Genomic DNA, 23,273 nt, shown 5'->3' with positions numbered 1-23,273 from the left:
CCGGTCAGTTCGCGGTTCGGACGGTGATTCTGCCGTCACCGGACCGGGCGTCCACCACATGCGCGCTGCTGTCGTCGGTGGGCACGGACACGTCGACCGAGCCGTCACCGGTGTCGGTGGACACCTTGTACGTGGCCCGGGGCAGCGAGATCGTCACGGAGCCGTCGCCGGTGCGGGACTCCACCTGGTCCGGGACGGTGCCCAGTTCCAGCCGGACCGAGCCGTCGCCGGTGTGCGCCCGCACCCGGCGGGAGGTGACCGCGGCACGTACGGAACCGTCGCTGGTCCGCAGTTCCAGCGGCCCGGAGGAGTCGGTGACGTGCACGGAGCCGTCGCCGGTACGGATGTTCAGCGCGTCCTCGAACCCGCTCGCCCGCACGCTGCCGTCCCCGTCCTTCACCTTGACGGCGACGCCGCGCGGCACCTCGACGCGGTGCTTGGCCGCGCAGTCGGCGACCACACCGGAGCAGTGCATCCGCAGCACCAGCCGGTCGCCGTCCATCCTCCAGGTCACCTCGGGATCCGAGCCGACCGCGACCGAGCCGGAGAACCACCGTGTGACCTCGATCTTCCCGGCCGGGTGATCGTCCGAGGCGACGATCTCCAGGGCGGAGTCGTCGGAGTCGACGGTGAGCGTGCGGCCCTGGAGGGCGAAGGACCGGTGCTCGGGCTCCTTGTCGTCCGAGGCGGAGGCGCAGGCGCTCAGGCCCGCGACGAGGACGGCGACGGCGCCGACGGCGGTGAACGCGCGGACGGGAACGGTACGGGCGGGCATGGCGGTCTCCCCCTGGGACGGACGACGAGGTGCCGCACCCGGGGCCTGCCGCGGTGGGCGGAGACCTGCTCGATGAGGCTCTTCGACCGTACGGAGCACGGGCCCCCGGCGGGATCCGGGCCGCTACCGGATCGGGGGTGGGGTTAACCCCCGGAGCGCGGCGCCCACGCGTTTGCCGGGCCGCGTCCCGGGCCATGTAGGCTGTCGACTCGTCCTGGGTGCGTAGCTCAGGGGTAGAGCGCCTGCCTTACAAGCAGGATGTCGGCGGTTCGAAACCGTCCGCGCCCACCAGGAACGGCGTCGTCGCCGGTGCGCAAGGCCCCCGGAGAGCTTCCGGGGGCCTTACGCGTGCGGTCGTTCCCCACGCGCCCTCGAACGCCTCGACGGGCGCGACGGCAGCGCGTCGGCCGTGCTCACGAGTCCTGCCCGGGTGACGCTCCTCAGGCGTCCCCGGGCGGGGACTTCGGCAACGGTGCCTCATGGGCGTGCTTCAGCTCCGAGCGGGCGCTCATCTGGTCGGGGCCGGTCATCTCCGACCAGTAGCGATGGGTGCTGACGAACACGGCCAGCTCGCGCTCGCGCCGACGGAGCTTCTCGACCTCGGCCTGCTCGTCCTCCGACCAGCCCGGGGAGGCCGGGCGCTCGACCTTCCGCCAGCCGTTGTCGTCGCTGAACCCGTCGAGCGGCTCGACAGACCAGGGAAGTCTCTTCAGCAGGGCCGACAGCTCGGCCCGGACCTGATGCAGTTCCTCCTGACCGGCGAGGAGATCACTGGGAAAATCATAGGTCGTAGCCACGTGCCAATGATACGCCTGTTCGATTTTGAGGCGCGCGTTCCCTTCAGTGGTTCACGCGAACGAGTGGCCCCGCGAACCGGCCCCACTGTCAGACCCCTGCCCTACCGTGAAAGACATGGACGGCGTGGACGGGCGGGGAGCGCGCCGCTTCCGGCGCGGTCTGCCGAGGAGCCGGGTGCACGCTGCTCGGGCAGGTCGATTTCGAGTATCCGAAGGGCCACTGGAGCGGGTCGAACGACTGGTGGGTGGACCTGGAGAGGGGAGAGTGACGTCATGTGCCGCAGCATCAAGACCCTGCGTCCACCCGTGCTGGCCGAGGAGGCCACCGAGGACGAGATCAGGGCCGCCGCCCTTCAGTACGTACGCAAGATCTCCGGATTCCGTGCGCCGGCCGCGCACAACCAGGAGGTCTTCGACCGCGCCGTCGACGCCGTCGCCGAGGCCACGTCCGAGCTGCTGGCCGGTCTGGAGATACGGGGAGGCGCCGGAGCGCGACGGGCTTCCTGACGCCCGACGGTGACTCCGCACGGCCCGCGGCCCGGCCTGTCGCTACGAGGCTGGTGCCGCTGCGAGGCTTGCGGCGCCGCGGGACCTCCCCGCCACGTCGCTTCCCCGCCCCAGGGCCTCCGCCGCCCGCGGCGCTACGACGCCTCCGCGGTCAGCGGGGCTACGACGCCTCCGTCGTCCGGGGCTGGCGGCGCATCAGGTACGCCGCTCCGGCCCCCGCGCCGAACAGCGCCACCAGCGACACGCCCGTCGCCAGCCAGGTCGTGCCCAGCCACTGGCCGCCGAAGTAGCCGAGGGCGACGCTGTACGCGGCCCAGGCCAGTCCGGCCAGCGCCGACCAGGGGAGGAACTCGCGGATCCGGCGATGCGCCGCGCCGGCGACGAGCGAGACGACCGAGCGGCCGGCCGGGGCGAAACGGGCCAGGACGACGAGGGCACCGCCGCCGCGGGCCAGCGCGCCGCCGAGACGTTCCTGCGCGGTGGTCAGCCGCCGGGAACGGGCGATCGCGCGGTCCAGCCGTGCCCCGCCGCGCCAGGCGAGGCGGTAGACGGCCAGGTCGCCGACGACGGAGGCGGTCGCCGCGCAGAGCGTGAGGACGAGGATGTCGGGAACGTCCTGCGGGACCCGCCCGGCTGCCGCCGCTCCCGACCCCGCGGCCGCCGCCGTCGCCGCCGTGATCACGAGGACACCGCTGGGCAGCACCGGCAGGAAGATGTCGAGGAGCACCGAAACGGCCACCAGCGCATAGATCCAAGGGCTGCTGACCAGCGACCCGATACTTCCCAGACCTTCGACCACCACAACTCCCCGATATTCCCCCGTGGGCCGGGCCATGCCGCGAGAGGCGGGGACGGCAGGAGCGACCGATGACAGCCATACAGCGTACGCCCGGGGTGTGACAGAGGGTTCACAGGGGGCTTGTGTGATCGACGCACGGCGTTCACACGCGCGACAGCGGTGCCTCCGCGTCCGGGCGGCACCGCTGTCGGGTCCTGCGGGAGGGGCCGTGGGGAACCGGGGGCGGAATCCCGGAAACCCCGTGGCGGTCGGATCAGGCCGCGACCGGCGTCTGCCGCTCCGGGGCGGACTCCTCCCGCTCGGACGTGCGCCGGGCGAGGAGCCGGTCCAGGCCGAAGGCCCCGGAACCGGTGAAGGCGAGCAGCAGGAAGGCCCAGCAGAACATGGCGGGGGCCTCGCCGCCGTTCTCCAGCGGCCACAGGGCGCCCGGCTGGTGCACCTTGAAGTACGCGTAGGCCATGGAGCCGGAGCAGATGACCGCCGCCGGCCGGGTGCCGAGGCCCAGCAGGACGAGGCCGCCGCCGACCAGTTGGATCACGGCCGCGTACCAGCCCGGCCAGGTGCCGGCGTCGAGCGTGCCGCCCGATCCCGCGGCGCCGCCGAGGACGCCGAAGAGGGAGGCGGCGCCGTGGCAGGCGAAGAGCAGGCTGACCACGATGCGGAACAGGCCGAGTACGTAGGGCTGGGTACTGGCGCTGTTGAGGCGTCCGGGCATGGGGGAGTGCTCCTTCGGTCGGCCGGCCGGGGCGGGCCGGTGGGGGACGGAACCGAGTGGGCTGCCCACGTTAGGTGAGCCTAATGAGTGCTTGCAAGTTCAACATTTCGCCATAGCCTGACGTGCAGTCACCTGCCCGCCGTTGCCCCCGGGCCAGGTGGGAGCGCTCCCACGCTCGCGGTGCGACCCGCGAACGTGACTCGATTCATACCCCGCCCCGCCCCCGTCCCATGCCGGACGAGCCGGTCCCTGTTCGGCAGCGGACCGGCTCGTCCCCGGCTACGCCAGCTCCCGGTCCGTGACCGTCCGCAGTGCGGTCGTCCCGTCCCGGCGCGCCCGGGCCTGTTCCAGCCGCAGCCGCGCCGACCTCCCCCGCAGGGTCAGCGTCATGATCTGGTTGCCGAACCAGGGCCCGCCCGTCCGGCGCCAGCTCACCGCCGGGGGCGCGCAGCGTCCGTGCCGGGCGATCCACCGCCCCAGGGCACGCGCCGGGGCGCTCCAGCCGAAGCGGAAGCCGAGGCGGATCGAGAGCGGCACGGAGTTGTGGACGGGGGAGCAGGTCAGCTGGGCCACCCGCGCGTCCGGTGCCCGCCCCGGCCACGAGGGCTCGGCCACGTAGGCGTGGTGGACGTCGCCCGAGAGCACGCTCACCGTCGCGGGTGCCCCCGGCCCGGTACCGGCCTCGGCGATCAGGTCGCCGAGGGCGTCGAAGGACGAGGGGAACGCGGACCAGTGCTCCAGGTCGGCCCCGCGCCGTATCCGTTCCCCGAGCCGCGCCCAGCGCGCGCCCCGTTCGCCGCCGCACATCGCGGCGTTCCACGTCTCCACGTCGTGCACCAGGTGGGGCAGCAGCCAGGGCAGGGAGGTGCCGATCAGCAGGTGGTCGTACGCGCCGCGGCCGTCGCCGCCCCCGCCCTCGTCCCGCCCGTCCAGGACCTGTTCGCGCAGCCACGCGGCCTCGCCCGGGTCGAGCATCGTACGGCGGTCCTCGTCCAGCACGCGGGCCGCGCGGGAGTCGACCATCACGAGCCTGGTGCGTCCGAAGTCGCGCCGGTAGCTCCAGCGGACGGAGGCCGGATCGGCGTCGGCCCGTGCGGCGAACTCCCGCAGGGCGTCGGTGCCGTCGGGCGCTTCGCGGACGGCCGTGTACAGCGGGTCGGCGGCCAGTTCGTCCGGGGAGAGGTTGCCCAGTTGCTGGTACACCCAGTACGACATCAGCCCGCTCAGCAGCCGCTCCTGCCACCAGTCGGTGGCCCGCATGTCGGCGAGCCAGGCGGCGGAGGTGTTCCAGTCGTCGATGACGTCGTGGTCGTCGAAGATCATGCAGCTGGGCACGGTGGACAGCAGCCAGCGCACCTCGGGGTCGAGCCAGGACTCGTAGTAGAGGCGGGTGTACTCCTCGTAGTCGGCGACCTGGTCACCGGGAGGCCGCTCCAGGTCGCGGCGGCCCGCGATCCACCGACGCGTGGCGTCGGAGACCTCGTCGGCGTACACCTGGTCGCCGATCAGCAGCAGCACGTCGGGGCGGGCGCCCCCGGGGTCGGCCGCGACGCGTGCGGAGAGGGTGTCCAGGGCGTCCGGGCCCACCGGGTCCTTGCCGCCGGCCGGTGGCGCCGCCCAGCGGCAGGAGCCGAAGGCGACGCGCACGCCGTCCTCGTCCGTGGGTGTGGCGATCACCGAGGGCGGGAAGCGGGAGTCCGGCAGCGGCCACACGGGCGTGCCGTCGAGGAACACCTCGTACTCCGTCGCCGTACCGGGGGTCAGGCCGCCGACCGGCACCAGGGCGTAGTGGTGGTCCGCGATCCGGAAGCCGGGGGCCGTGCCGCGGGCGCCGTCGGCGCAGCGCACCTCGGCCGTGCAGGGGCCGTCCGTCTCGACCCAGACGGTCGCGCGGGAACCGTCGGTGTACCTCAGCAGTGGCCCCAGGCGCAGTTCCGCCATGATGATCCTCTCCTTTGTCGCCCCGTACGGTACGGGGCGACAATGGCCGGTGGGGAGGGTCCGCGCCGAACGGACGGCGGGCGGGGGCGTCAGCAGTTCGCGAGATAGCCCTGCAGGGCGGACTTCTCCGCCGAGTCGACCGAGAGGTCGTAGTAGTACTTCACCTGCACCCAGGCGCGTACGTACGTGCAGCGGTAGGCGCTGCGCGAGGGCATCCAGGTGGCCGGGTCCTGGTCGCCCTTGGCCTGGTTGACGTTGTCGGTGACGGCGAGGAGCTGGGGCCGGGTCAGGTCGTTGGCGAAGGACTGCCGCCGCGAGGTGGTCCAGGAGTCGGCGCCGGAGTCCCACGCCTCGGCGAGCGGCACCAGGTGGTCGATGTCGACGTCGGAGGAGGCGGACCAGGTGGCGCCGTCGTAGGGGGAGTACCAACTGCCGCTGGTGGCGGCGCAGGAGGAGTCGGTGACGACGTTCGTGCCGTCGCGCTTGAGGATGGTCTCGCGGGTGTTGCAGGTGCCCGACTGCGTGATCCAGTGCGGGAAGAGGTCGCGGTCGTAGCCGGTGCGGTCCTCGGTGGCCACCGTGAGGGAGGCGAGGTAGGTGCGGGCGGTGGCCGCGCTGACCGGGGTGGGGAGGGCGGCGGAGGCGGCCGGGCCGTTGAGGAGCCCGGCGGAGGCTATGAGTCCGGTGAACGCGGCGAGGAAACCGAGCCGTCGACGCGCGTAGAACTTCGGCATGCGAACTCCCTTGGGATGTGGGGGTGTTGGGGCGCGGGCAGGGGAATGCTCGCGACGCCGCATGGCGTACGGGTGTGCGGACGGTTAGAAGTTAGTGACGTGTGCATGGCACGTCTAGGAGTGCGGCGAGACTCGTGACACGCGTCGGGCTCAGGCGCGGCGGGACCTTCGGCCCTCGGCGCCGCCCCGGGGTTCGCGTACTATGGACGGCGCAGAAGGGGAGTAGCTCTTCGCCGGACCGTCGACATACTGCTCAGCTCGTCTGAGCCGGCGCCCGGAGGCAGGACTCGTACGCGGGGCCGGCCAGCGAGACCTTCGGCAAGCAGTGCACGCCCGTGCCGTACGGCAGGGGTGGATCAGTGTGCTGCCGTGCCGAGGTGTCGCGTGTCGCGGGGATCGTGAGGTCCGCGCAATCAGCACTCTCGGTGGGGTGGCCCCGACCGATTGAGGAATCTTGATCAGCCTGACCGTGACGGCGCTCGTCTTCGGTGTCGTCTTCCTCGCCGAACTGCCCGACAAGACCGCGCTCGCCGGCCTCGTCCTTGGCACCCGCTACCGCGCCTCGTACGTCTTCGCGGGCGTGGCCGCCGCCTTCCTGCTGCACGTCGTGCTCGCGGTCGCGGCCGGCAGCGTGCTGACCCTGCTGCCCCAGCAGATCGTGCACGCGGTGACCGGGGTGCTGTTCCTGGGCGGCGCCGCCGTGCTGCTGATGAAGAAGGACGACGAGGACGAGGAGATCCGCAAACCGCGGGACCAGTCCTTCTGGAAGGTCGCCGGGGCCGGCTTCATGCTCATCCTGGTCGCCGAGTTCGGTGACCTGACGCAGATCATGACGGCCAACCTCGCGGCCCGCTACGACGACCCGCTCTCCGTCGGCCTCGGCGCGGTGCTCGCCCTGTGGGCGGTGGCCGGGCTCGGCATCGTCGGTGGAAAGGCCCTGATGAAGCGGGTGCCGCTGGGGCTGATCACGAAGATCGCGGCGGTGCTCATGCTGGGTCTCGGCGTGTGGAGCCTGTGGGAGGCGATCGCCGGCTGAGCGACGGTCGCCGGGTTTCGGCGGTTCCGGTCGGCGGGTGCCGGTGGCGCGAACCCCGGTCTGTTTTGTACCGTGGATGAACAAAGTGGCTCCCGCCCGCTCTCCCTGACCGGCGGGCGGGGCCGCCTTGTTCCCTCCCCGCGCCTTGGAGTCTGCCGATGACGGCCACCACCACCGTTCTGCCCGCCCGTGCCCTGCTGCTCGACATGGACGGCACCCTCGTCAACTCGGACGCCGCCGTGGAGCGCGTCTGGCGGCGCTGGGCCGACCGGCACGGGCTGGACGGCGACGAGGTCATGAAGGTCGTCCACGGACGGCAGGGCTACGCCTCGATGGCGCTGCTGCTGCCCGACCGGCCCATGGAGCAGAACCACGCCGACAACGCGCGCATGCTCGCCGAGGAGACCGCCGACACCGAGGGCGTCGTCGCGATCCCCGGCGCGCCGGACTTCCTCGCCTCGCTGCGCGGTCTGCCGCACGCGCTGGTGACCTCGGCCGACGTGGCGCTGTCCACCGCGCGGATGGCCGCCGCCGGGCTCGCGCAGCCGGACGTCCGGGTCACCGCCGAGTCGGTCGGCGCGAGCAAGCCCGACCCGGAGGGCTTCCTCAAGGGCGCCGCCGAACTGGGCGTCGCCCCCGCCGACTGCATCGCCTTCGAGGACTCCGGCGCCGGCATCGCGGCCGCGCGCGCCGCCGGGATGCGGGTCGTCGGGGTCGGGCCGCGCGCCGCGTTCCACGGGCCGGACGTGGTCGTGGAGGACCTGACGCGGGTACGGGTCGAGGCCGACGCGGACGGCATCCTGCGCCTGCACATCGGCTGAGGGCGCCTGCCGGGTCCGTGAGCCCACCTCGGCTGACGCCGCCCGCCGAGGACCCCAGGCCCTACGGCTCCCGCGTCTCCGACTCCAGCCTGCGGCGGGTGTCCGGGCCGTAGACGCCGGCCCCGTCGGTGCGTATGCCGCGCTCCCACTGGTACTGGCGGACGGCGTCCTCGACCTGGCGGTCGAAGTTGCCGTCGAGGTCGCCCCAGTACATCCACTTCTCTTTCAGGCGTTGCTGGAGCTCCACGACCTCCGGGCCCTGGTCGCCGCGCTGCAGCGTGGGGCCGACGCCGGAGTCGCCGTCGTCCTCGTCCTCGGGCTCCTGCGAGGCGTCGGCGTCCGGCGCGGTCGTGCTGTGCGTCGGCTCGGCCGACCGGGACGGTGTGGGCGAGGCGCTCGACGCCGACGGGGACGGTGCGGCCGAAGCGCTCTCCTCGCCCGACGGGGAGGCGGACGCGGAGGCGGAGGGGGACGCGGAGGGCGAGGGCGCGGCGGACGACGCGCTCGGTTCCGCGCTCGGCGCGGCCTCGCTGGTCGACGGGTCCGGCACGCTCGCCCGGACCTCGTCCGGCAGCGCCCCGTCCCGCGACGGGGTGTCGTACGAGAACAGCCCGCTCGCGAATCCCGCCGCGCCGATCACGACCACGACCGCTCCGGCGGCACTCAGCAGCACGCCCTTGCGCCGCCTCCGCGGTGGCCGGCCGCCGCCGTCCGTGCCCCCCGTCCCCGGGTCCGCCCGGGGGAGGGGTGCGGTGGCGGAGGTCTCGAACAGGCGCAGGTCGCGCGTGCTGGGCGAGCCGGTCGACGGGGCCAGGGGCGTCGGCAGCGCGGAGGTCGCCTCCGTGCCCCCGTCGGGCGAGCCGGCACCGGAAGCGGCGGCGGAGCCCGCACCGGCTCCAGAACCCGCACCGGCTCCGGCGTCGACGGCCCGCAGTGCCATGGTGGCGTCCGGGTCGGACACCGGCGACGCGGACTCCACGGGGGGCGCGGGCGACGCGGGCGCGGCCAGGTGCTCCGCGGGCCCGCCGGACGCGTCGGGCGGGTCCGGGGCCTCCCCGGCGCCGTCCAGCTCGACGTACGGCCGTATGCGCAGCGGGTCGAAGTCCTCCGCCGCCGCTGCCTGGGCCGTGCGGGCGTCGCGCAGGGCGTCGGACGCCCTGGTGCCGCAGGCGCAGGACGGGGTGTTGTCCGCCGCCCTGGGTGCGCCGCACTCCGGGCATGGGGCCCCCGCAGGCCGCTCCTGCGACGGCTCCTTGTGCTGATCCACGCGTTCGTCCCTCCCCTCGCGACTCCCCTCGCGAACTCCAGAGATTATGCAGATCTTCTCCACACTTCGGCGCACACGCCCCCGGAATGTCGGCTTCCCGGAGGACTGAAACGGCCATAACCGGTCACACCGACCGGGATGGGCAGTGCGCGTCGACACCCGTGAGGGTCATGACACCTGTGGAGGTCGCGATGGCCGAAGATGTGCGCGAGGCGAGGGAGCCGGACCCGGCGGGGCCCGCGGCACCCGGCGAGCGGGAGCAGGTCTCCAGCGGCGTGCTCGTCTCCATCGGAGCCCTGCTCCTCGGCATGCTGCTCGCCGCGCTCGACCAGACCATCGTGTCGACCGCGCTGCCGACCATCGTCAGCGACCTGGGGGGCCTGGAGCACCTGTCCTGGGTGGTCACCGCCTATCTGCTGGCGGCCACCGCCGCTACCCCGCTGTGGGGCAAGCTCGGCGACCAGTACGGACGCAAGAAGCTGTTCCAGCTGGCGATCGGGATCTTCCTGGTCGGTTCCGCGCTGTGCGGCATCGCGCAGGGCATGTCGGAGCTGATCGCCTTCCGCGCCCTCCAGGGGCTGGGCGGCGGCGGGCTGATGGTGCTGTCGATGGCGATCGTCGGCGACCTGGTCCCGCCCCGCGAACGAGGCCGCTACCAGGGGCTGTTCGGGGCGGTCTTCGGTGCGACCAGCGTGCTCGGGCCGCTGCTCGGCGGGGTCTTCACCGAGCACCTCAGCTGGCGCTGGGTCTTCTACATCAACCTGCCCATCGGCGTCGTCGCGCTCGCCGTGATCGCGGCGGTCCTGCACATTCCGCGCCGCACCACCCGGCACGTCATCGACTACCTCGGCACCCTGCTCATCGCCTCCGTCGCCACCTGCCTGGTCCTGGTGGCCTCGCTCGGCGGCACGACCTGGGCCTGGGGCTCCCCGCAGATCATCGGCCTCGCGGTGCTCGCGGTCGTCCTGGCCGCCCTCTTCGTGGCCGTGGAGCGCAGGGCCGCCGAGCCCGTCCTGCCCCTCAAGCTCTTCCGCGTCCGCACCTTCACGCTCTCCGCCGTCATCAGCTTCGTCATCGGCTTCGCGATGTTCGGCGCGATGACCTACCTGCCGACGTTCTTGCAGGTCGTGCGGGGCGTCACGCCCACCATGTCCGGTGTGTACATGCTGCCGATGGTGTTCGGCCTGCTGCTGTCGTCGACCGTCTCCGGGCAGATCGTCAGCCGTACCGGCCGCTGGAAGGTGTTCCCCGTCGCGGGCACCGCCGTCACCACCCTCGGACTGCTCCTGCTGCACCGGCTCGACGAGAACAGCTCCACCGCCGAGGTGAGCGCCTACTTCTTCGTCTTCGGCCTGGGCCTCGGCCTGGTGATGCAGGTCCTCGTCCTCATCGTGCAGAACGCCGTCCCCTACGAGGACCTGGGCGTCGCCACCTCCGGCGCGACCTTCTTCCGGTCCATCGGCGCGTCGTTCGGCGTGGCCATCTTCGGCACGGTCTTCGCGAGCCGCCTCGGCACCCAGCTCACGGACGCCTTCCGGGGCGCCGCCCTGCCGCCCGGCGTCTCCGTGGACACCCTCAAGGCCGACCCGCGCGGCATCGGCGCCCTGCCGCCCGCGCTGCGCCCCGAGGCGATCCACGCCTACGCCTCCTCCATCACCGACGTCTTCCTGTACGCCGCCCCCGTCGCCCTCGTCGCCTTCCTGCTGGCCTGGTTCCTCAAGGAGGACCGGCTGCGCGGCTCGGTCACGGCGCCGGACGCCGCCCAGACCCTCGCGAGCAACCCGGTGGAACGCTCCTCGCACGACGAGGTGTGCCGTGCCCTGTCGGTCCTCGGCACCCGGGAGGGCCGCCGGGAGATCTACCGCAGGATCACCGCGCGGGCCGGCTACGACCTGCTGCCCGCGTCGAGCTGGATGCTGCTGCGGGTCAGGAAGTACGGCCGGGTCGAGCCGGCCCAGCTCGCGGAGCGCAGCCCGGTCCCGCTGGCCACCGTGATGGCCGCCGCCCGCCAGGTCGAGGAGCGGCACCTGGCCGTCCGCGAGGGCCCCGACCTGGTCCTCACCGGCCGGGGCCGGGAGGTCGCCGAACGGCTGGCGCTGGCCCGCGAGGACTCCCTCGCCGAGCTGCTCGGCGACTGGTGGGGCCCGGACCGCCCGACCGACCTGGTGCGGCTGGTGCGGGAGCTGACCGGCGAACTGTGCGGCTCGGAGCGGGAGCGCCCGCACGAGGGACGTACGCCCGCACGGGCGGGCTGAGCGCTCCCGGGAGCCGCCCGGGAGCCCTCCGACGAGCCCTGTTCCGAGAGCCGTCTCAGGACTCCCGGCGCAGCGCCTTGTGGAACCAGTGCTCGGCGTACGGGCTCTCGTTGTACGCCTCGGTCTCGGTGTAGCCGAGGCGTGCGTACAGGGCGCGGGCCTCGACGAGGTCGCCCCGCGTGTCGAGGACCATGCGGCGGGCCCCGAGCGCCCGTGCCGCGTCCTCGGCGGCCCGTACGAGCAGCGCGGCGCCGCCCCGGCCGCGCATCGCGCCGTACAGGAACACCCGGGTCAGCTCGGCGGTGGTGGCGTCCAGCAGCCGTACGCCCGAGGTGCCGGCCGGTTCACCGCCGTAGCGCGCGACCAGCAACTGCCCCCGGGGCGGCACGAGGTCGGCGCCGGGGTACGCGGCGATCTCCCGCTCCAGCTCGGCCGGGTCGGTGGAGCGCCCCTCGTACAGCTGGTACCAGCGGTCGCTCACCTCCGTGTAGTACGCACGCCAGAGGGCGGTGGCTACGGGGGAGTCGTACGGTTCCGGGGCGACGGTCCAGGTCATGACGGGCATTGTCGGCGGGGGACCGGTGCGGTGGGCAAGCGTATTTTCCCACCGGTGTGCCGTCGGCGCACGCGGTGCGCCGTTTGAGCGCGGACTGCGGGGCAACACGAACGGCGAACCGGCCCGCTCGGAGAGCCGGCAGGCCGAAGAACCCGGAAGGCACTCATGTCCACAGGCGTGATCATCGCTTTGATCGTGGTCGTGGCGGCCGTGCTCGTCGTCGCGGCCGTCCTTGCCCTGCGCGCACGGGGCCCCCAGCACGGCGGAAGCCTGAAGCGGCGCTTCGGGCCCGAGTACGACCTGGCCGTGGCCCGGCACGACGGCGACACCAAGGCCGCGGAGCGGGAACTGGCCGAACGGGTGCGGCGACACGGGTCGCTGCGCACCCGGCCCCTGGAGCCCGCCGAGCGCGAGCGCTTCGAGGCGCGCTGGGCCGCGGCCCAGGAGCGCTTCGTCGACTCCCCGCGCGAGGCGGTCGGCGAGGCGGACCGGCTGCTCGCGGAACTGGCCGCCGCGCGGGGCTTCCCGGACGGCGGACAGTACGAGGAGCAGCTCACGGCGCTGTCCGTGCACCACGCCCACCATGTCGAGGGCTACCGCCGCGTGCACCGCGTGACGCACGCGCGCGTGGACGAGGCGGAGGGCGGCGGTGCGGGCACGGAGGAGATGCGCGCGTCCATGGTCGAGGCCCGCGCGCTGTTCGAGGCCCTGGTACGCCCGGGCCGCCACGACGCCGGGCGGCAGCGGGCCGGTACGGAAGCCGGCGAACCGGCTCCCGCCGCCCCCGCACCCCACGAGCCCCACGCGTGGTCGCTCGGCAAGCGCCGACCGAAGGAGAGCTGAAACGATGCCCGACATGGCAGGCGAACCCGGCCGCGACACCGCGGTCGAGCCCGGCACCCCCGCCGAGCCCCAGCCCGGCACCACCGCCGAACCCGGCACGACCGCTCGGCGCGACACCCCCGCCCGGTCCGACGCCGGGACTACCGCCCGCTCGGAGCCCGGGATCACCGCCGAGTCCGAGGCCGGCACCCCCGCCGAGCACCAGCCCGGCACCACCGCTCGACGCGGCACCCCCGCCCGGTCCGACGCCGGGACTACCGCCCGGTCCGAGACCGGGAGCACCGCCGCAGTGCCTCCGGCGGCCACCCCGGCGGACGCCTCCGCCCCCGCCTCCACCTCAGCCTCCGCCCCCGCGTCGGCCGTCGGGCCGCTCCTGCCGGCCGATGAGCTGGACCGGCTCGGTCAGCGGCTGCACCGCGCGGTGGCCGGGTTCGTCGACGCGCCACGCGCTTCCGTCGAGGAGGCCGACCGCGTCCTGGAGGAGGTCGCCGCCCGCTTCACGGACGCCGTGACCCACCACCGCCGCACCCTGCGCACCGCCTGGCAGGAGGCCGGACCGGACAGCGGCGCGCCGAGTACGGACACCGAGCAGCTCCGCCTGGCCCTGCGGGACTACCGCGAGCTGGCGGACCGCCTGATGCGCGTGTGAACCACGGGCGTCACCCCGCCGCCCGGCCCTCCCGCCACCGCCGTACGACCTCTTCGACGTCGTAGGGCTTCAGACCCAGCGGAGGGCCGGGCGGCGGCTTGAACATGACGTCGCGGATCTTGACGTTGATCTCCTCGACGATGCGGCGGACCACCCGCTCCGACGGCGCCTTCGCCGCCGCCTCCAGGGCGTCCTCCGCCTCCTTGCGCAGGGCCAGCGTGGGCGGCAGCACGGAGAAGCCTTCGCGGGCCATCTTCCGCTTGACCCACCACAGTTCGTCGTAGGTGCTGTCCATCTCGCTGGGCAGGGGCTTGCCCACGCCGGGCAGGTCGGCGAACTCGCCGCGGGCGTCGGCGTCTCGAATCTGTTTGTCGACCCAGGACTCGAAGTCGACGCCGGGTGGCTTTCGCTCGGTCATGACCCCATTGTGCCGGACACCACTCCACCGGTCGATCTATCATGCGGCGGCGACAAGCCAACGGACCCGAAGGAGCGCACCGTGCTCGAACTCACCATGGCCGCCGTCACCGCGGCGGACGCGGGCGCCACGGCCGGCATGCAGATGGCCGACGCGCCCAGCGAGCCGGACGCGGTGCTGCGGGTGGGCAGGGACAGGTCCGTGTGCCGGCTGTCGACGCCGGACGACTGGCTGTTCGTCTCCCGGGTCCACCTGGAGTTCCGGTGCGGCCAGGACGGCACCTGGCGGCTGACCTGGCTCCGCGGCTCCCAGCCCGACCCCTCCTGCGAGGTCCGGCTGACCGTCGCCGGACACGCGCAGGCGCAGCCCATGCCGTACGGCGGCACCGTGCCGCTGCCCAGGGGCGGCAGCGGCGAGGTGGTGGTCCAGGACCGCGCGGAGCCGCGCAGCGTCAACGTCGGCTTCTACCACGAGGTGTAGGCCCCGCCCGCGTTCAGGGCAGCACGCGCGCCAGCGCGAACCCGTCGTACCCCTTGCCGCCGACCGTCTGGAGCGCGGTGCCGCTGAGCCGGGGATGGCTGCCGATCAGCTCGATGGCGGCGCGGGTGCCGCGCACGTCGCCGGCACTGTCGCCGGCGTCGGCCACCCGGCCGCCGCGGACCACGTTGTCGAGGACGATCAGGCTGCCGGCGCTGGTGAGTCTCAGGGCCCACTCGAGGTAGTGCGGGTTGTTGCCCTTGTCGGCGTCGATGAAGACCAGGTCGAAGGGCGGCGGGTTCTCGTCGGCGAGCTTCGGCAGGGACTCCAGGGCCGGGCCCACGCGTACGTCGACGAGGGCGTCGAGGCCGGCCCGGGCGATGTTGCGGACGGCGACCTCCGCGTGCCGGGCGTTGTACTCCAGCGTGACCAGCCGGCCGTCGGCGGGCAGGGCGCGGCCCAGCCAGATGGTGCTGTAGCCGCCGAGGGTGCCGATCTCCAGGACGGTGCGGGCGCCCTGGAGCTGAGCGAGGAGCTGGAGGAGCTTGCCCTGGTTGGCGGTGACGTTCACCGGCGGCAGCCCGGCGGCGTCACTCTCCCTGCGGGCGGCCGCCAGGGCCTCGTCGTCGGGTGCGAGGTGGCTGATGAAGTAGGTGTCGACGTCGTCCCAGAGCTGCGACTCGCTCATGCGGGGCCTCCTGCGGCAACGGTGCGGCGGAAGAGAAGTCCCGCTCTTCCGCGAGTCTGACCCATCACCCCGGCAGTCTGGCAGAGCGGCCCGGGGGTCGCAGGCGAAGCGCGACGGTTCCGGCCGCTCCGGGCTACTTACGTTCCTCGACCGCCGGTGCCGAGCCCGGCAGCGGGCGTCCCGCCGACTCCGTCATGAACCACACCGCCACGCCGCCGACCACGGCCGCGGCCATCATGTAGTACGCGGGCATCATCATGTTGCCCGTCGCCCCGATCAGCGCCGTCACCACCAGCGGCGTCGTCCCGCCGAACAGGGACACCGAGACGTTGAAGCCGATCGACAGCGAGCCGTACCGCACCCGCGTCGGGAACAGCGCCGGCAGCGCCGACGGCATCGAGGCCGTGAAACACACCAGCAGCAGGCCCAGCGCGGCCATGCCCAGCGCCACCGCGAGCAGGCTGCCCTGGCGGATCAACAGCAGCGCGGGGACGGACAGCAGCAGGAAGCCCGCGCAGCCCGCGGCGATCACCGGCCGCCGCCCGACCCGGTCGGTGAGCGCGCCCGCGAACGGCTGGACGACCATCATCAGCGCCATCACGGCCAGCACCACCAGCAGCCCGTGCGTCTCGTCGTACTTCAGCTCGCTGGTCAGGTAGCTCGGCATGTACGACAGCAGCATGTAGTCGGTGACGTTGAAGACCAGCACCAGGCCGACGCAGAGCAGCAGCGCCCGCCACTGACCGGTGACCATCTCCCGCAGCGGCACCTTGCGCCGCGTCGTCTCCGCCTTCTCCACCTCGGCCGCGAACGCCGGCGTCTCCTCGAGGCGCATCCGCAGGTACAGCCCGACGATGCCCATCGGCCCGGCGATCAGGAACGGGATCCGCCAGCCCCAGGACATCAGGTCGCCGTCCGACAGCAGCGCCGTCATCAGCGTCACCAGACCGGCGCCGCCGATGTACCCGGCGAGCGTGCCGAACTCCAGCCAGCTCCCCAGGAACCCGCGCCGCCGGTCCGGCGCGTACTCGGCGATGAACGTGGACGCGCCCGCGTACTCACCGCCGGTGGAGAAGCCCTGCACCAGCCGCGCGGCCAGCAGCAGCACCGGCGCCCAGACGCCGATCGTGGCGTACGACGGGATCAGGCCGATGGCGAACGTGCCCGCCGCCATCATGATCATCGTCACGGCGAGCACCTTCTGCCGCCCGACCCGGTCCCCGAGCGGACCGAAGACCATGCCGCCCAGCGGCCGGACCAGGAACGCCGCCGCGAAGGCGCCGAACGTGGAGAGCAGCTGCGCGGTCGGGTTGCCCGACGGGAAGAAGACCTTGCCCAGCGTCACGGCGATGTAGCTGTAGACGCCGAAGTCGAACCACTCCATCGCGTTGCCCAGCGCCGCCGCCTTGACGGCGCGCCGGACGAGCGCGGGATCGGTGGCGGTGGGCGCGCCGGCGGCACGCGGGACGGGGGCGGGGGCCGTACGGGACGGAGGAGCAGCGGCGACGGGGGCGGCCGACAAAACTACGCTCGCCTACTTTCGACGGGGACAGGGACGGAGGCGGGAACGCCACGACCCGCACGGCGGCGCTGTCGCCGGGCCGGAAAGAACCCGCGGCTCTCGGCCACGGGCGGAAAAGCGACCATAGGCGCTGATGCGCCGCTTACGCCCGGTATGCTTTTCGTTGCACAGTGCACCAAAAAGGCGTCCACGCAGGGCACATGCGCGTGCCGCGCGCCGTCCGTCCCTCCGCGAGCTGTGATCCTTCTCGCTCCCCGGAGCAAAAAGCGGGCGGCTGTCAGGTTGAGAGGGGGGTGCTCGCGTCTCCCTCCGGGGGTGGTGCGAGCCTCATAGGGTTCGCAGGGACGACACACCGCGTACACGAACGCGGTACGTACGGTACGTACGGACGTGACGAACGGGGCGGAGGCCGACGAGGCGTGGCGAATGCGGAGCACAGTGGGCGACCGGCGGAGTCCTTCGGAGCCTCGGCCGCCGACGCGACCAGAGCACGACTGCGCGTCGCACGCCTCGGCCTGTGGCTGATCGCCGCCGTCCTGGCCGTACGACAGGTGGCCGCGGTCCTCGGCACACCGCGCGGGGAACGGCTGACGGACCTGGAGACCTGGGTCGGCGAGCACGGCGTCCTGCACGTGGAGGGGTCCCTCTACGACTCCACGCAGTTCACCGGCACCCCGTTCGTCGGCCTCGTCCTCAAACCCTTCACCCGCGCCGCCGAGCAGGCCCTCGGCTGGGGCTGGACCTTCGGCTCGCTGCTGCTGGTCGTCGCCCTCGGCCTGGTCGCGGCCCGCGCCCTGCCCCGGCCGGTCGGACGCCGTACGGCGCTGCTGGCGGCGCCGGTCGCCATCAGCCTGCTGATGCTGTCGCTGCCGGTGCGCAACGCGTTCTGGCTCGGCCAGACCAGCATCATCCCGGTCCTCCTCGTCCTCCTCGGCTGCTTCGCCGTGCGCGGGGCCCAGGGCGACCGGGTGGGCGGCGTGCTGATCGGTGTCGCCGCCGCCTTCCAGCCGACCGTCCTCCTCTTCGTCCCGCTGCTGTGGTTCACCGACCGCAGACGCGCCGCCGTGACGACCGGGATCACGTTCGTCGCCTGCACGGCCGTCGCCTGGGCGGCCATGGCGCACGATTCCTACACGTACTGGGTGCACCACATGGCCGGCGTCGGCCTGGGCGGCGAGGCCGACGACCTCGCCAACCAGTCGCTGCACGGCGCCCTGCTCCGCCTCGGCCTCAACGGCCCGCTGGAGATCGCCCTCTTCCTGCTGCTCGGCGCGGCCGTCGCCGTCCTCGCCCTGCGCCGCGCCGTGCGCTACGCCCGCGACGGCCAGCTGCTGCTCGCGGTCGCCGTCACCGGCTGCGCGGCCGTCGTCGTTTCCCCGGCCACCTGGCAGCACCAGCTGCTGTGGGTGCTGCCCGCGGTCGTCGGCCGGGTCGGCAAACGGGCGTCCGACCGGCTGGTGTGGCCGGTCGCCGTCGTCCTGGTGATGACGCTGCCCGCGAAGATGATGCTGCCGAACATGGCCGCCCTGTACCCGCTGCGGGACAACGTCGTGCTGCTCGCCGCGCTGGCCGCCGCCGTCGCCGTGCCCTTCCTGCCGCGCACGTCGCCGTACTTCGGGATGCCGGTCCCGACGGCCTACGCGCCGCCGGTCCCGACCCGCTTCAAGCACGTCCCGCTGCTGCCGTTCCTGCGCCGGGTCCTCACCCGCCCCAACCTCCTCCTGGAGCTGCTCCTCATCCGGGTCACCTACGCCGCCTACTCCCAGGTCCGCCTCGCGGCGACCGGCGGCAGCAACTCGGCGGGCCGGGCGCGCGCCGAGGAGCACGGGACGCAGATCCTCGACATCGAGCGCTTCCTGCACATCGACATCGAGCACGCGATCAACCACGCGGTGGTCGAGGTCGGCTGGCTGCGGGACTTCTTCGACTTCTACTACACGTCGTTCCACTTCATCGTCCCGCTGACCGTCCTCGGCGTCCTGTACTGGCGCCGCCCGGTCGACTACCGCTGGGCCCGCGCCTCCCTGGGCTTCGCCACGCTGCTGGCCCTGGTCGGCTTCTGGCTCTACCCGCTCGCCCCGCCGCGGCTGATGCCGGGGCTCGGGATCATCGACACCGTGCACGGCGTGCAGGACTTCACCAAGCCGGACTACGGCACGCTGACGCACCTCACCAACCAGTACGCGGCGATGCCGTCGCTGCACTTCGGCTGGTCGCTGTGGTGCGGGGTGGTGATCGCGATCATCGCGCCGAGGGTGTGGATGAAGGCCCTGGGCCTGCTCCACCCGCTCTTCACGGTCTCGGCGATCGTGGCGACCGGCAACCACTGGGTCCTGGACGCGGTGGGCGGCGCGGCGGTGGTCGCGGCGGGCTTCGGGCTGACGTACTGGTTCCAGGGCCCGCGGGCCAGGACGGTCACGGCGGTGGCGGCGGCCAGGACGGCCGCGGAACCGGCGGCGGACGTCAGCAGCGGTCCCCCGGCCCCGGCGAAGGACCGTACCGGGAGCTGATCCGGTACTCGCCCGGCGCCTCCACGGTCAGCCGGGTGAACTCGCCCTCCTGCGCGAGGCACCCGCCGTCGCTGCGCAGCCACGGCGACCAGGCGACCCGCACGGTCACCGCGCCGGGCCTCGCCACCCGCAGGACGAGGTCGGCGGGGGAGGTGGTCACGACGGTGCCGGGCGCGGAGGCGAGCGGTACGGCGTCCCGCACCCGGTAGACCTGCCAGTGCGCGTCCCGCCAGACGGGCTCCAGCCACTCGGGCCGCAGCTCCGGGTCCCGCACCAGCGCCGCCTCGGCCTCGGCGGGGCCGTCCGGCTTGCCGGCCGGGAGGACGACGAAGCCCACCGCCCAGCGGTCCAGCCACTCCCGGTAGGTGGCCGCGGAGAAGGTGCCGTCGTAGAAGAGGCGCCCGCGTTCCACGTCCAGCTGCCGGTTCCAGCCGCGGGCCAGGTTGACGTGCGGCGCGAGCAGGGTGGCCTCGCGGTGGTTGCGGGCGGGCACCACCTCCACCCGCGTCCGGTCGGCGCCGAGCCCCTTCAGGGCGCCCACGACACCGTCCGCGTTCGCCGCCCAGGCCGGGACGACGGTGGACACCTTCAGATCGTCGACGGTCTTCTTGCCCACCCACCCGGCGGAGTAGACGAGCGCGCCGGCCAGCAGCCCCGACAGCAGCCGCCGCGACCGCGCCGCGGTGAGCGCGGGAGGAGCGGAGAGCAGCGCGGCCAGCAGCACGGCGGGCGCGAACAGCTCCGCGAACCGCTCGACGTTGGTGCCGACCGGCGAGGCGATCAGATACGTCAGCACGGTCCCGAGCGCGTAGACGGCCCCGCTCCACCGGGCGACCCGCCAGGTACGCGGGGCCAGCACGGTGACGGCGAGGCCGAGCAGGACCGGCGGCCATATGCGGCCCGCCGGCATGGGCTGCTCCCCGGTGAAGGGGAAGAACAGCGTGGTCACCCCGACGACGGCGGCCGGGGGTATGAGCAGCACGAGGGCCCGCCGCCAGTCCCGTACCAGCAGGAAGGCCGCCCCCACGACGGCCAGGAACAGCCCGGCCACCGGTGACGCCATCGTGGCGAGCGCCGCGTACCCGGCGGCGAGCCACAGCCGCCGCTCCCGCACCAGCGGCACGCAGGCGGCCAGCGCGAGGGCGATGCCGAGCGCGAAGGTGGTCCGGCCCGAGGCGACGTCGCACCACAGCGCGAGGGAGGCGAGCAGCGCGGGCCACCCGGGCCGTCGCACCCCGCACCGCGCCATCAGCACGGCCGCCAGCCAGGAGGCGGCGAGACCGGACACGACCGTGACCGTGCGCACGCCCACCAGTGCCATCAAGTACGGTGAGAAGACGCTGTAGTTGGCGGTGTGCGCCCCGCCGTACCAGAACAGCCCGTACGCCGAACCCCCGTGCCGCGAGACGAAGTCCGCCCACGCCTCCTGCGCGGCGAGGTCACCGCCGCCCGTGGCGAGAAGCGCCCACCACACCACGTACAGCGGGATGGTGGGCAACGTGGCGAGCAGCGGCACGCGATGCCGGTGTCCGAAGTCGCGCAGGGCGTCGCTCGGACGTCTGTCCCGACGCCGTTCGGGCCGGAGGACGGTGAGTTCGGCAGGGGCCACGGTCGGGGGGTTCCGTTCGGCGTCGTCGGGGGTGCCCGGTATGGACACACGTGCGAAGACGATAAATCGAACAGAAAAGTTGGCCCGGACCGGGGCCGAGGAGGGCCCCGGCGCTCCTAGCCGAGGGACTCCTGCGACGGTACGACGACGCCGTACATGTCGGCGACGGTGGCGAGGGCGCTGTGGTGCACCTGGTGGGCGTCGAGTTCGGTGTCCGCGACCGGCAGCGCGCGGGTGGCGCAGGCGTCGGCGACGACCGTGGGGCGGTTGCCGCGCAGGAAGGCGCCCTGGGCGGTGAAGGCCACACACATGTGGGTCATGAAGCCGACGACGACGAGGTCGTTGTTGCCGGCCGCGTCGACGTGCTCACCGAGGTCGGTGCCGAAGAACGAGTCGGGCGCCTTCTTGGTGACGACGGGTTCGCCGTCGGCCGGTGCGACGCTCGGGTGGATCTGCCCGATCTCGGCCCGGAGGTCGTACGGGCTGCCCTCGCCGCCGTCGTGGACGACGTGGATGACCTTGGCGCCTTCCCGGCGGGCGCGGGCCAGCAGCCGGGCGCCCGCGTCCAGCGCGGCCTGCCAGCCGTCGAGTTCCATCACGCCGGTCGTGTAGGTGTTCTGGTAGTCGACGAGGACCAGCGTGGAGTCAGCGAGCTTGGCGGGGGTGTCGTCGAGCCCGCTGAGGCGGCGCAGCGTGGTTCTGGGCATGGGAACTCCCTGGTGTCGTTCGGGGCGGTGCGGTGACTGATCGACCCGCGGCTACGACGCTAGGGCCGGTCATGCGATGTCGGCAATGTCGTCTAACCTGCAGATACCGACATGACCGCGCGACCGTGGGAGATACCCGTGAACTCCGTCGGACGACTGATCGTCGTCGTGCTCTTCGAGGGCGTCGACCTGCTCGACGTCACCGGACCCCCGGAGGTGTTCTCCCTCGCGCGGCGCGAGACGGAGGACGCGGCGGGCTACGAGGTGGTCCTGGCCGCCGGGACCACGGACCCGGTCACCACCGCCGCGGGTGTCCGCGTCCTGCCCGACGCCACCTTCGACGACCTGTCCGGGCGGCGGATCGACACCCTGATCGTGCCCGGCGCGGTCGAGATCGACGGCCGGCGCCGGGTCCGGGCGCTCACCGACCCCGTCGTGGTCGAGTGGGTGCGGCGCCTCGCGGCACGGACCCGGCGGGTCACCTCCGTCTGCGTCGGGGCGCATGTGCTGGCCGCCGCCGGGCTGCTCGACGGCAAGCGCGCCACCACGCACTGGTCGACCGCGCGGCAGCTCGCCGACGAGCATCCGGACGTCGAGGTCGACGCCGACCCGATCTTCATCCGCGAGGGCGACGTGTGGACCGGCGCGGGCATCAGCTCCTGCCTCGACCTCTCCCTGGCCCTCGTCGCCGACGACCTCGGCGAGGCGGTGGCGCTGCGGGTGGCCCGGCAGCTGGTGATGTACCTGAAACGGCCCAGTGGGCAGAGCCAGTTCAGCGTCCCGCTGGAGCAGGTCGCCACCACCCGGCGCGTCGAGGACCTCCGCCACCACATCATGCGCAACATCGCCGCACCGCTCACCGTCGCCGAACTCGCGGACCACGCCCACGTCAGCGACCGGCAGCTCACCCGCATCTTCAAGACCGAACTCGGCACGACCCCGTACGCCTACGTCGAGTCGGCACGTGTGGAAGCGGCACGCCAGCAGCTCGAATCCACCGACGCGACCCTGGAACGCGTCGCCTCCGCCTGCGGTTTCGGCACCGTCGACACCCTGGTCAGAGCCTTCCGCCGCAGACTCGACACGACCCCGACGGAGTACCGCCGCCGGTTCCGGACGAGCGTGAGCGCCCACCGCTAGCCCGGCCGTGCCACAGGAAGGCGGGAAGGGCGTGTTCGCGGTCCTCAGTCGATGCAGAACTCGTTGCCCTCGATGTCCTGCATGGGGATGCACGCGTCGTTGCCGTCGTACAGCGTTCGCACGTGTACCGCGCCGAGCGGGACCAGGCGCGCGCACTCGGCCTCAAGGGCGGCGAGGCGCTCCTCGCCCACGAGACCGGTGCCCACCCGCACGTCGAGATGCAGCCGGTTCTTGGCGGCCTTCCCCTCGGGAACGCGCTGGAAGTACAGTCGCGGGCCCACGCCCGAGGGGTCGATGCAGGCGAACCACGCGTCCCGCCGCTCAGGTGGCAGCGAGCGGCGGTAATCGTCCCAAGTGCCGAACTCCGCCGGTGGCGGCGGGACGACGTACCCCAGCACCTCGCACCAGAATCGGGCCAGGCGCTCGGGTTCCGCGCAGTCGAAGGTGACTTGGAACTCCTTGATCGACGTCATCGGGCCACCATAGGGGCGCGTGCGCTCACCGTCG

At 73.1% G+C, this 23,273-nt stretch carries 23 protein-coding genes and 1 tRNA gene; 10 read left to right on the top strand and 14 right to left on the bottom strand.

The features are described from left to right. Positions 1-4 precede the first annotated feature (4 nt). Positions 5-775, bottom strand: a complete 771-nt coding sequence (locus tag BZZ08_RS05380; RefSeq protein ID WP_104630967.1) for a DUF4097 family beta strand repeat-containing protein — start codon at positions 773-775, stop codon at positions 5-7. 216 nt (positions 776-991) lie between these two features. Here BZZ08_RS05380 and BZZ08_RS05375 point away from each other — a divergent pair. Next, a tRNA-Val gene (locus tag BZZ08_RS05375) sits at positions 992-1,066 on the top strand. 149 nt (positions 1,067-1,215) lie between these two features. Here BZZ08_RS05375 and BZZ08_RS05370 read toward each other — a convergent pair. Next, positions 1,216-1,572: a hypothetical protein gene (locus BZZ08_RS05370; protein WP_104630966.1), complete on the bottom strand. Its 357-nt coding sequence runs from the start codon at positions 1,570-1,572 to the stop codon at positions 1,216-1,218. Positions 1,573-1,845: 273 nt separating this feature from the next. On the opposite strand from BZZ08_RS05370, the gene BZZ08_RS05360 reads away from it, so the two are divergent. Next, positions 1,846-2,079, top strand: a complete 234-nt coding sequence (locus tag BZZ08_RS05360) for a DUF2277 domain-containing protein (RefSeq protein ID WP_104630965.1) — start codon at positions 1,846-1,848, stop codon at positions 2,077-2,079. A 160-nt stretch (positions 2,080-2,239) separates the two neighbouring features. On the opposite strand, the gene BZZ08_RS05355 is transcribed toward BZZ08_RS05360, so the two are convergent. From BZZ08_RS05355 to BZZ08_RS05340, 4 genes are all read right to left on the bottom strand, one after another. Beyond that, on the bottom strand, positions 2,240-2,914 hold the full coding sequence (locus BZZ08_RS05355; protein WP_198601298.1) for a DedA family protein: 675 nt from the start codon (positions 2,912-2,914) through the stop codon (positions 2,240-2,242). Positions 2,915-3,131: 217 nt separating this feature from the next. Then, positions 3,132-3,593 (bottom strand): DoxX family protein, encoded by a 462-nt coding sequence (locus tag BZZ08_RS05350; RefSeq protein WP_104630964.1) that lies wholly within the window; start codon positions 3,591-3,593, stop codon positions 3,132-3,134. 279 nt (positions 3,594-3,872) lie between these two features. After that, a complete protein-coding gene (locus tag BZZ08_RS05345; protein WP_104630963.1) occupies positions 3,873-5,534 on the bottom strand; it encodes an alkaline phosphatase D family protein in 1,662 nt (553 codons plus the stop codon). 89 nt (positions 5,535-5,623) lie between these two features. Further along, positions 5,624-6,268 carry an HNH endonuclease family protein gene (locus BZZ08_RS05340; RefSeq protein ID WP_104630962.1) on the bottom strand — a complete coding sequence of 215 codons (645 nt, stop codon included), beginning with the start codon at positions 6,266-6,268 and terminating at the stop codon, positions 5,624-5,626. A 454-nt stretch (positions 6,269-6,722) separates the two neighbouring features. On the opposite strand from BZZ08_RS05340, the gene BZZ08_RS05335 reads away from it, so the two are divergent. Then, entirely contained in the window at positions 6,723-7,304 is a 582-nt protein-coding gene (locus BZZ08_RS05335) for a TMEM165/GDT1 family protein (RefSeq protein ID WP_104630961.1), read from the top strand. A 158-nt stretch (positions 7,305-7,462) separates the two neighbouring features. After that, positions 7,463-8,125, top strand: a complete 663-nt coding sequence (locus BZZ08_RS05330) for an HAD-IA family hydrolase (RefSeq protein WP_104630960.1) — start codon at positions 7,463-7,465, stop codon at positions 8,123-8,125. 61 nt (positions 8,126-8,186) lie between these two features. Here the strand turns inward: BZZ08_RS05330 and BZZ08_RS05325 are convergent, their stop codons facing one another. Then, a complete protein-coding gene (locus tag BZZ08_RS05325; RefSeq protein WP_104630959.1) occupies positions 8,187-9,392 on the bottom strand; it encodes a peptidoglycan-binding domain-containing protein in 1,206 nt (401 codons plus the stop codon). Between the two features lie 191 nt (positions 9,393-9,583). Between BZZ08_RS05325 and BZZ08_RS05320 the strand changes: the two genes are divergently transcribed. Then, positions 9,584-11,647 carry an MDR family MFS transporter gene (locus BZZ08_RS05320; RefSeq protein ID WP_104631018.1) on the top strand — a complete coding sequence of 688 codons (2,064 nt, stop codon included), beginning with the start codon at positions 9,584-9,586 and terminating at the stop codon, positions 11,645-11,647. A 55-nt stretch (positions 11,648-11,702) separates the two neighbouring features. Here BZZ08_RS05320 and BZZ08_RS05315 read toward each other — a convergent pair whose 3' ends face one another. Continuing rightward, on the bottom strand, positions 11,703-12,203 hold the full coding sequence (locus tag BZZ08_RS05315; protein ID WP_104630958.1) for a GNAT family N-acetyltransferase: 501 nt from the start codon (positions 12,201-12,203) through the stop codon (positions 11,703-11,705). A gap of 165 nt (positions 12,204-12,368) precedes the next feature. Between BZZ08_RS05315 and BZZ08_RS05310 the strand changes: the two genes are divergently transcribed. Both BZZ08_RS05310 and BZZ08_RS05305 read left to right on the top strand, forming a co-directional pair. Further along, positions 12,369-13,046 carry a hypothetical protein gene (locus BZZ08_RS05310; protein WP_104630957.1) on the top strand — a complete coding sequence of 226 codons (678 nt, stop codon included), beginning with the start codon at positions 12,369-12,371 and terminating at the stop codon, positions 13,044-13,046. A gap of 4 nt (positions 13,047-13,050) precedes the next feature. After that, positions 13,051-13,695 (top strand): hypothetical protein, encoded by a 645-nt coding sequence (locus BZZ08_RS05305; RefSeq protein ID WP_104630956.1) that lies wholly within the window; start codon positions 13,051-13,053, stop codon positions 13,693-13,695. Positions 13,696-13,705: 10 nt separating this feature from the next. Here BZZ08_RS05305 and BZZ08_RS05300 read toward each other — a convergent pair whose 3' ends face one another. Continuing rightward, on the bottom strand, positions 13,706-14,113 hold the full coding sequence (locus tag BZZ08_RS05300) for a DnaJ family domain-containing protein (RefSeq protein ID WP_104630955.1): 408 nt from the start codon (positions 14,111-14,113) through the stop codon (positions 13,706-13,708). 81 nt (positions 14,114-14,194) lie between these two features. Here BZZ08_RS05300 and BZZ08_RS05295 point away from each other — a divergent pair, with 81 nt between their 5' ends. Further along, positions 14,195-14,593: a hypothetical protein gene (locus BZZ08_RS05295; RefSeq protein ID WP_104630954.1), complete on the top strand. Its 399-nt coding sequence runs from the start codon at positions 14,195-14,197 to the stop codon at positions 14,591-14,593. Positions 14,594-14,606: 13 nt separating this feature from the next. On the opposite strand, the gene BZZ08_RS05290 is transcribed toward BZZ08_RS05295, so the two are convergent. Continuing rightward, entirely contained in the window at positions 14,607-15,278 is a 672-nt protein-coding gene (locus BZZ08_RS05290; RefSeq protein ID WP_104630953.1) for an O-methyltransferase, read from the bottom strand. A 133-nt stretch (positions 15,279-15,411) separates the two neighbouring features. Then, complete coding sequence (gene proP / locus BZZ08_RS05285; protein ID WP_104630952.1) at positions 15,412-16,800, bottom strand: glycine betaine/L-proline transporter ProP; 1,389 nt, start codon at positions 16,798-16,800, stop codon at positions 15,412-15,414. 419 nt (positions 16,801-17,219) lie between these two features. On the opposite strand from proP, the gene BZZ08_RS05280 reads away from it, so the two are divergent. Further along, a complete protein-coding gene (locus BZZ08_RS05280) occupies positions 17,220-19,310 on the top strand; it encodes a bifunctional glycosyltransferase 87/phosphatase PAP2 family protein (protein ID WP_198601297.1) in 2,091 nt (696 codons plus the stop codon). Here BZZ08_RS05280 and BZZ08_RS05275 read toward each other — a convergent pair. Together BZZ08_RS05275 and BZZ08_RS05270 are read right to left on the bottom strand one after the other, a co-directional pair. Further along, positions 19,264-20,919, bottom strand: a complete 1,656-nt coding sequence (locus BZZ08_RS05275; protein ID WP_104631017.1) for a hypothetical protein — start codon at positions 20,917-20,919, stop codon at positions 19,264-19,266. The genes BZZ08_RS05280 and BZZ08_RS05275 overlap by 47 nt on opposite strands. Positions 20,920-21,035: 116 nt before the next feature. Then, positions 21,036-21,626 (bottom strand): cysteine hydrolase family protein, encoded by a 591-nt coding sequence (locus tag BZZ08_RS05270; RefSeq protein WP_104630950.1) that lies wholly within the window; start codon positions 21,624-21,626, stop codon positions 21,036-21,038. A 138-nt stretch (positions 21,627-21,764) separates the two neighbouring features. On the opposite strand from BZZ08_RS05270, the gene BZZ08_RS05265 reads away from it, so the two are divergent. Further along, entirely contained in the window at positions 21,765-22,766 is a 1,002-nt protein-coding gene (locus tag BZZ08_RS05265; protein WP_198601306.1) for a GlxA family transcriptional regulator, read from the top strand. A 44-nt stretch (positions 22,767-22,810) separates the two neighbouring features. On the opposite strand, the gene BZZ08_RS05260 is transcribed toward BZZ08_RS05265, so the two are convergent. Then, complete coding sequence (locus BZZ08_RS05260; RefSeq protein ID WP_104630949.1) at positions 22,811-23,239, bottom strand: VOC family protein; 429 nt, start codon at positions 23,237-23,239, stop codon at positions 22,811-22,813. Positions 23,240-23,273 lie beyond the last annotated feature (34 nt).

The sequence above is a fragment of the Streptomyces sp. MH60 genome, assembly GCF_002939385.1.
Classification (GTDB): Bacteria; Actinomycetota; Actinomycetes; order Streptomycetales; family Streptomycetaceae; genus Streptomyces.
Note: the sequence above shows the minus strand (reverse complement) of the source record. Positions and strands in the feature narration are given on the sequence as shown.

Bases quoted from the DNA above. Each gene is read 5' to 3' on its own strand.
- BZZ08_RS05260 (WP_104630949.1), bottom strand. From the start codon at position 23,239: ATGACGTCGATCAAGGAGTTCCAAGTCACCTTCGACTGCGCGGAACCC.
- BZZ08_RS05345 (WP_104630963.1), bottom strand. From the start codon at position 5,534: ATGGCGGAACTGCGCCTGGGGCCACTGCTGAGGTACACCGACGGTTCC.
- BZZ08_RS05315 (WP_104630958.1), bottom strand. From the start codon at position 12,203: ATGACCTGGACCGTCGCCCCGGAACCGTACGACTCCCCCGTAGCCACC.
- BZZ08_RS05310 (WP_104630957.1), top strand. From the start codon at position 12,369: ATGTCCACAGGCGTGATCATCGCTTTGATCGTGGTCGTGGCGGCCGTG.
- BZZ08_RS05305 (WP_104630956.1), top strand. From the start codon at position 13,051: ATGCCCGACATGGCAGGCGAACCCGGCCGCGACACCGCGGTCGAGCCC.
- BZZ08_RS05270 (WP_104630950.1), bottom strand. From the start codon at position 21,626: ATGCCCAGAACCACGCTGCGCCGCCTCAGCGGGCTCGACGACACCCCC.
- BZZ08_RS05360 (WP_104630965.1), top strand. From the start codon at position 1,846: ATGTGCCGCAGCATCAAGACCCTGCGTCCACCCGTGCTGGCCGAGGAG.
- BZZ08_RS05330 (WP_104630960.1), top strand. From the start codon at position 7,463: ATGACGGCCACCACCACCGTTCTGCCCGCCCGTGCCCTGCTGCTCGAC.
- BZZ08_RS05340 (WP_104630962.1), bottom strand. From the start codon at position 6,268: ATGCCGAAGTTCTACGCGCGTCGACGGCTCGGTTTCCTCGCCGCGTTC.
- BZZ08_RS05350 (WP_104630964.1), bottom strand. From the start codon at position 3,593: ATGCCCGGACGCCTCAACAGCGCCAGTACCCAGCCCTACGTACTCGGC.
- BZZ08_RS05290 (WP_104630953.1), bottom strand. From the start codon at position 15,278: ATGAGCGAGTCGCAGCTCTGGGACGACGTCGACACCTACTTCATCAGC.
- BZZ08_RS05355 (WP_198601298.1), bottom strand. From the start codon at position 2,914: ATGGCCCGGCCCACGGGGGAATATCGGGGAGTTGTGGTGGTCGAAGGT.
- BZZ08_RS05380 (WP_104630967.1), bottom strand. From the start codon at position 775: ATGCCCGCCCGTACCGTTCCCGTCCGCGCGTTCACCGCCGTCGGCGCC.
- BZZ08_RS05320 (WP_104631018.1), top strand. From the start codon at position 9,584: ATGGCCGAAGATGTGCGCGAGGCGAGGGAGCCGGACCCGGCGGGGCCC.
- BZZ08_RS05300 (WP_104630955.1), bottom strand. From the start codon at position 14,113: ATGACCGAGCGAAAGCCACCCGGCGTCGACTTCGAGTCCTGGGTCGAC.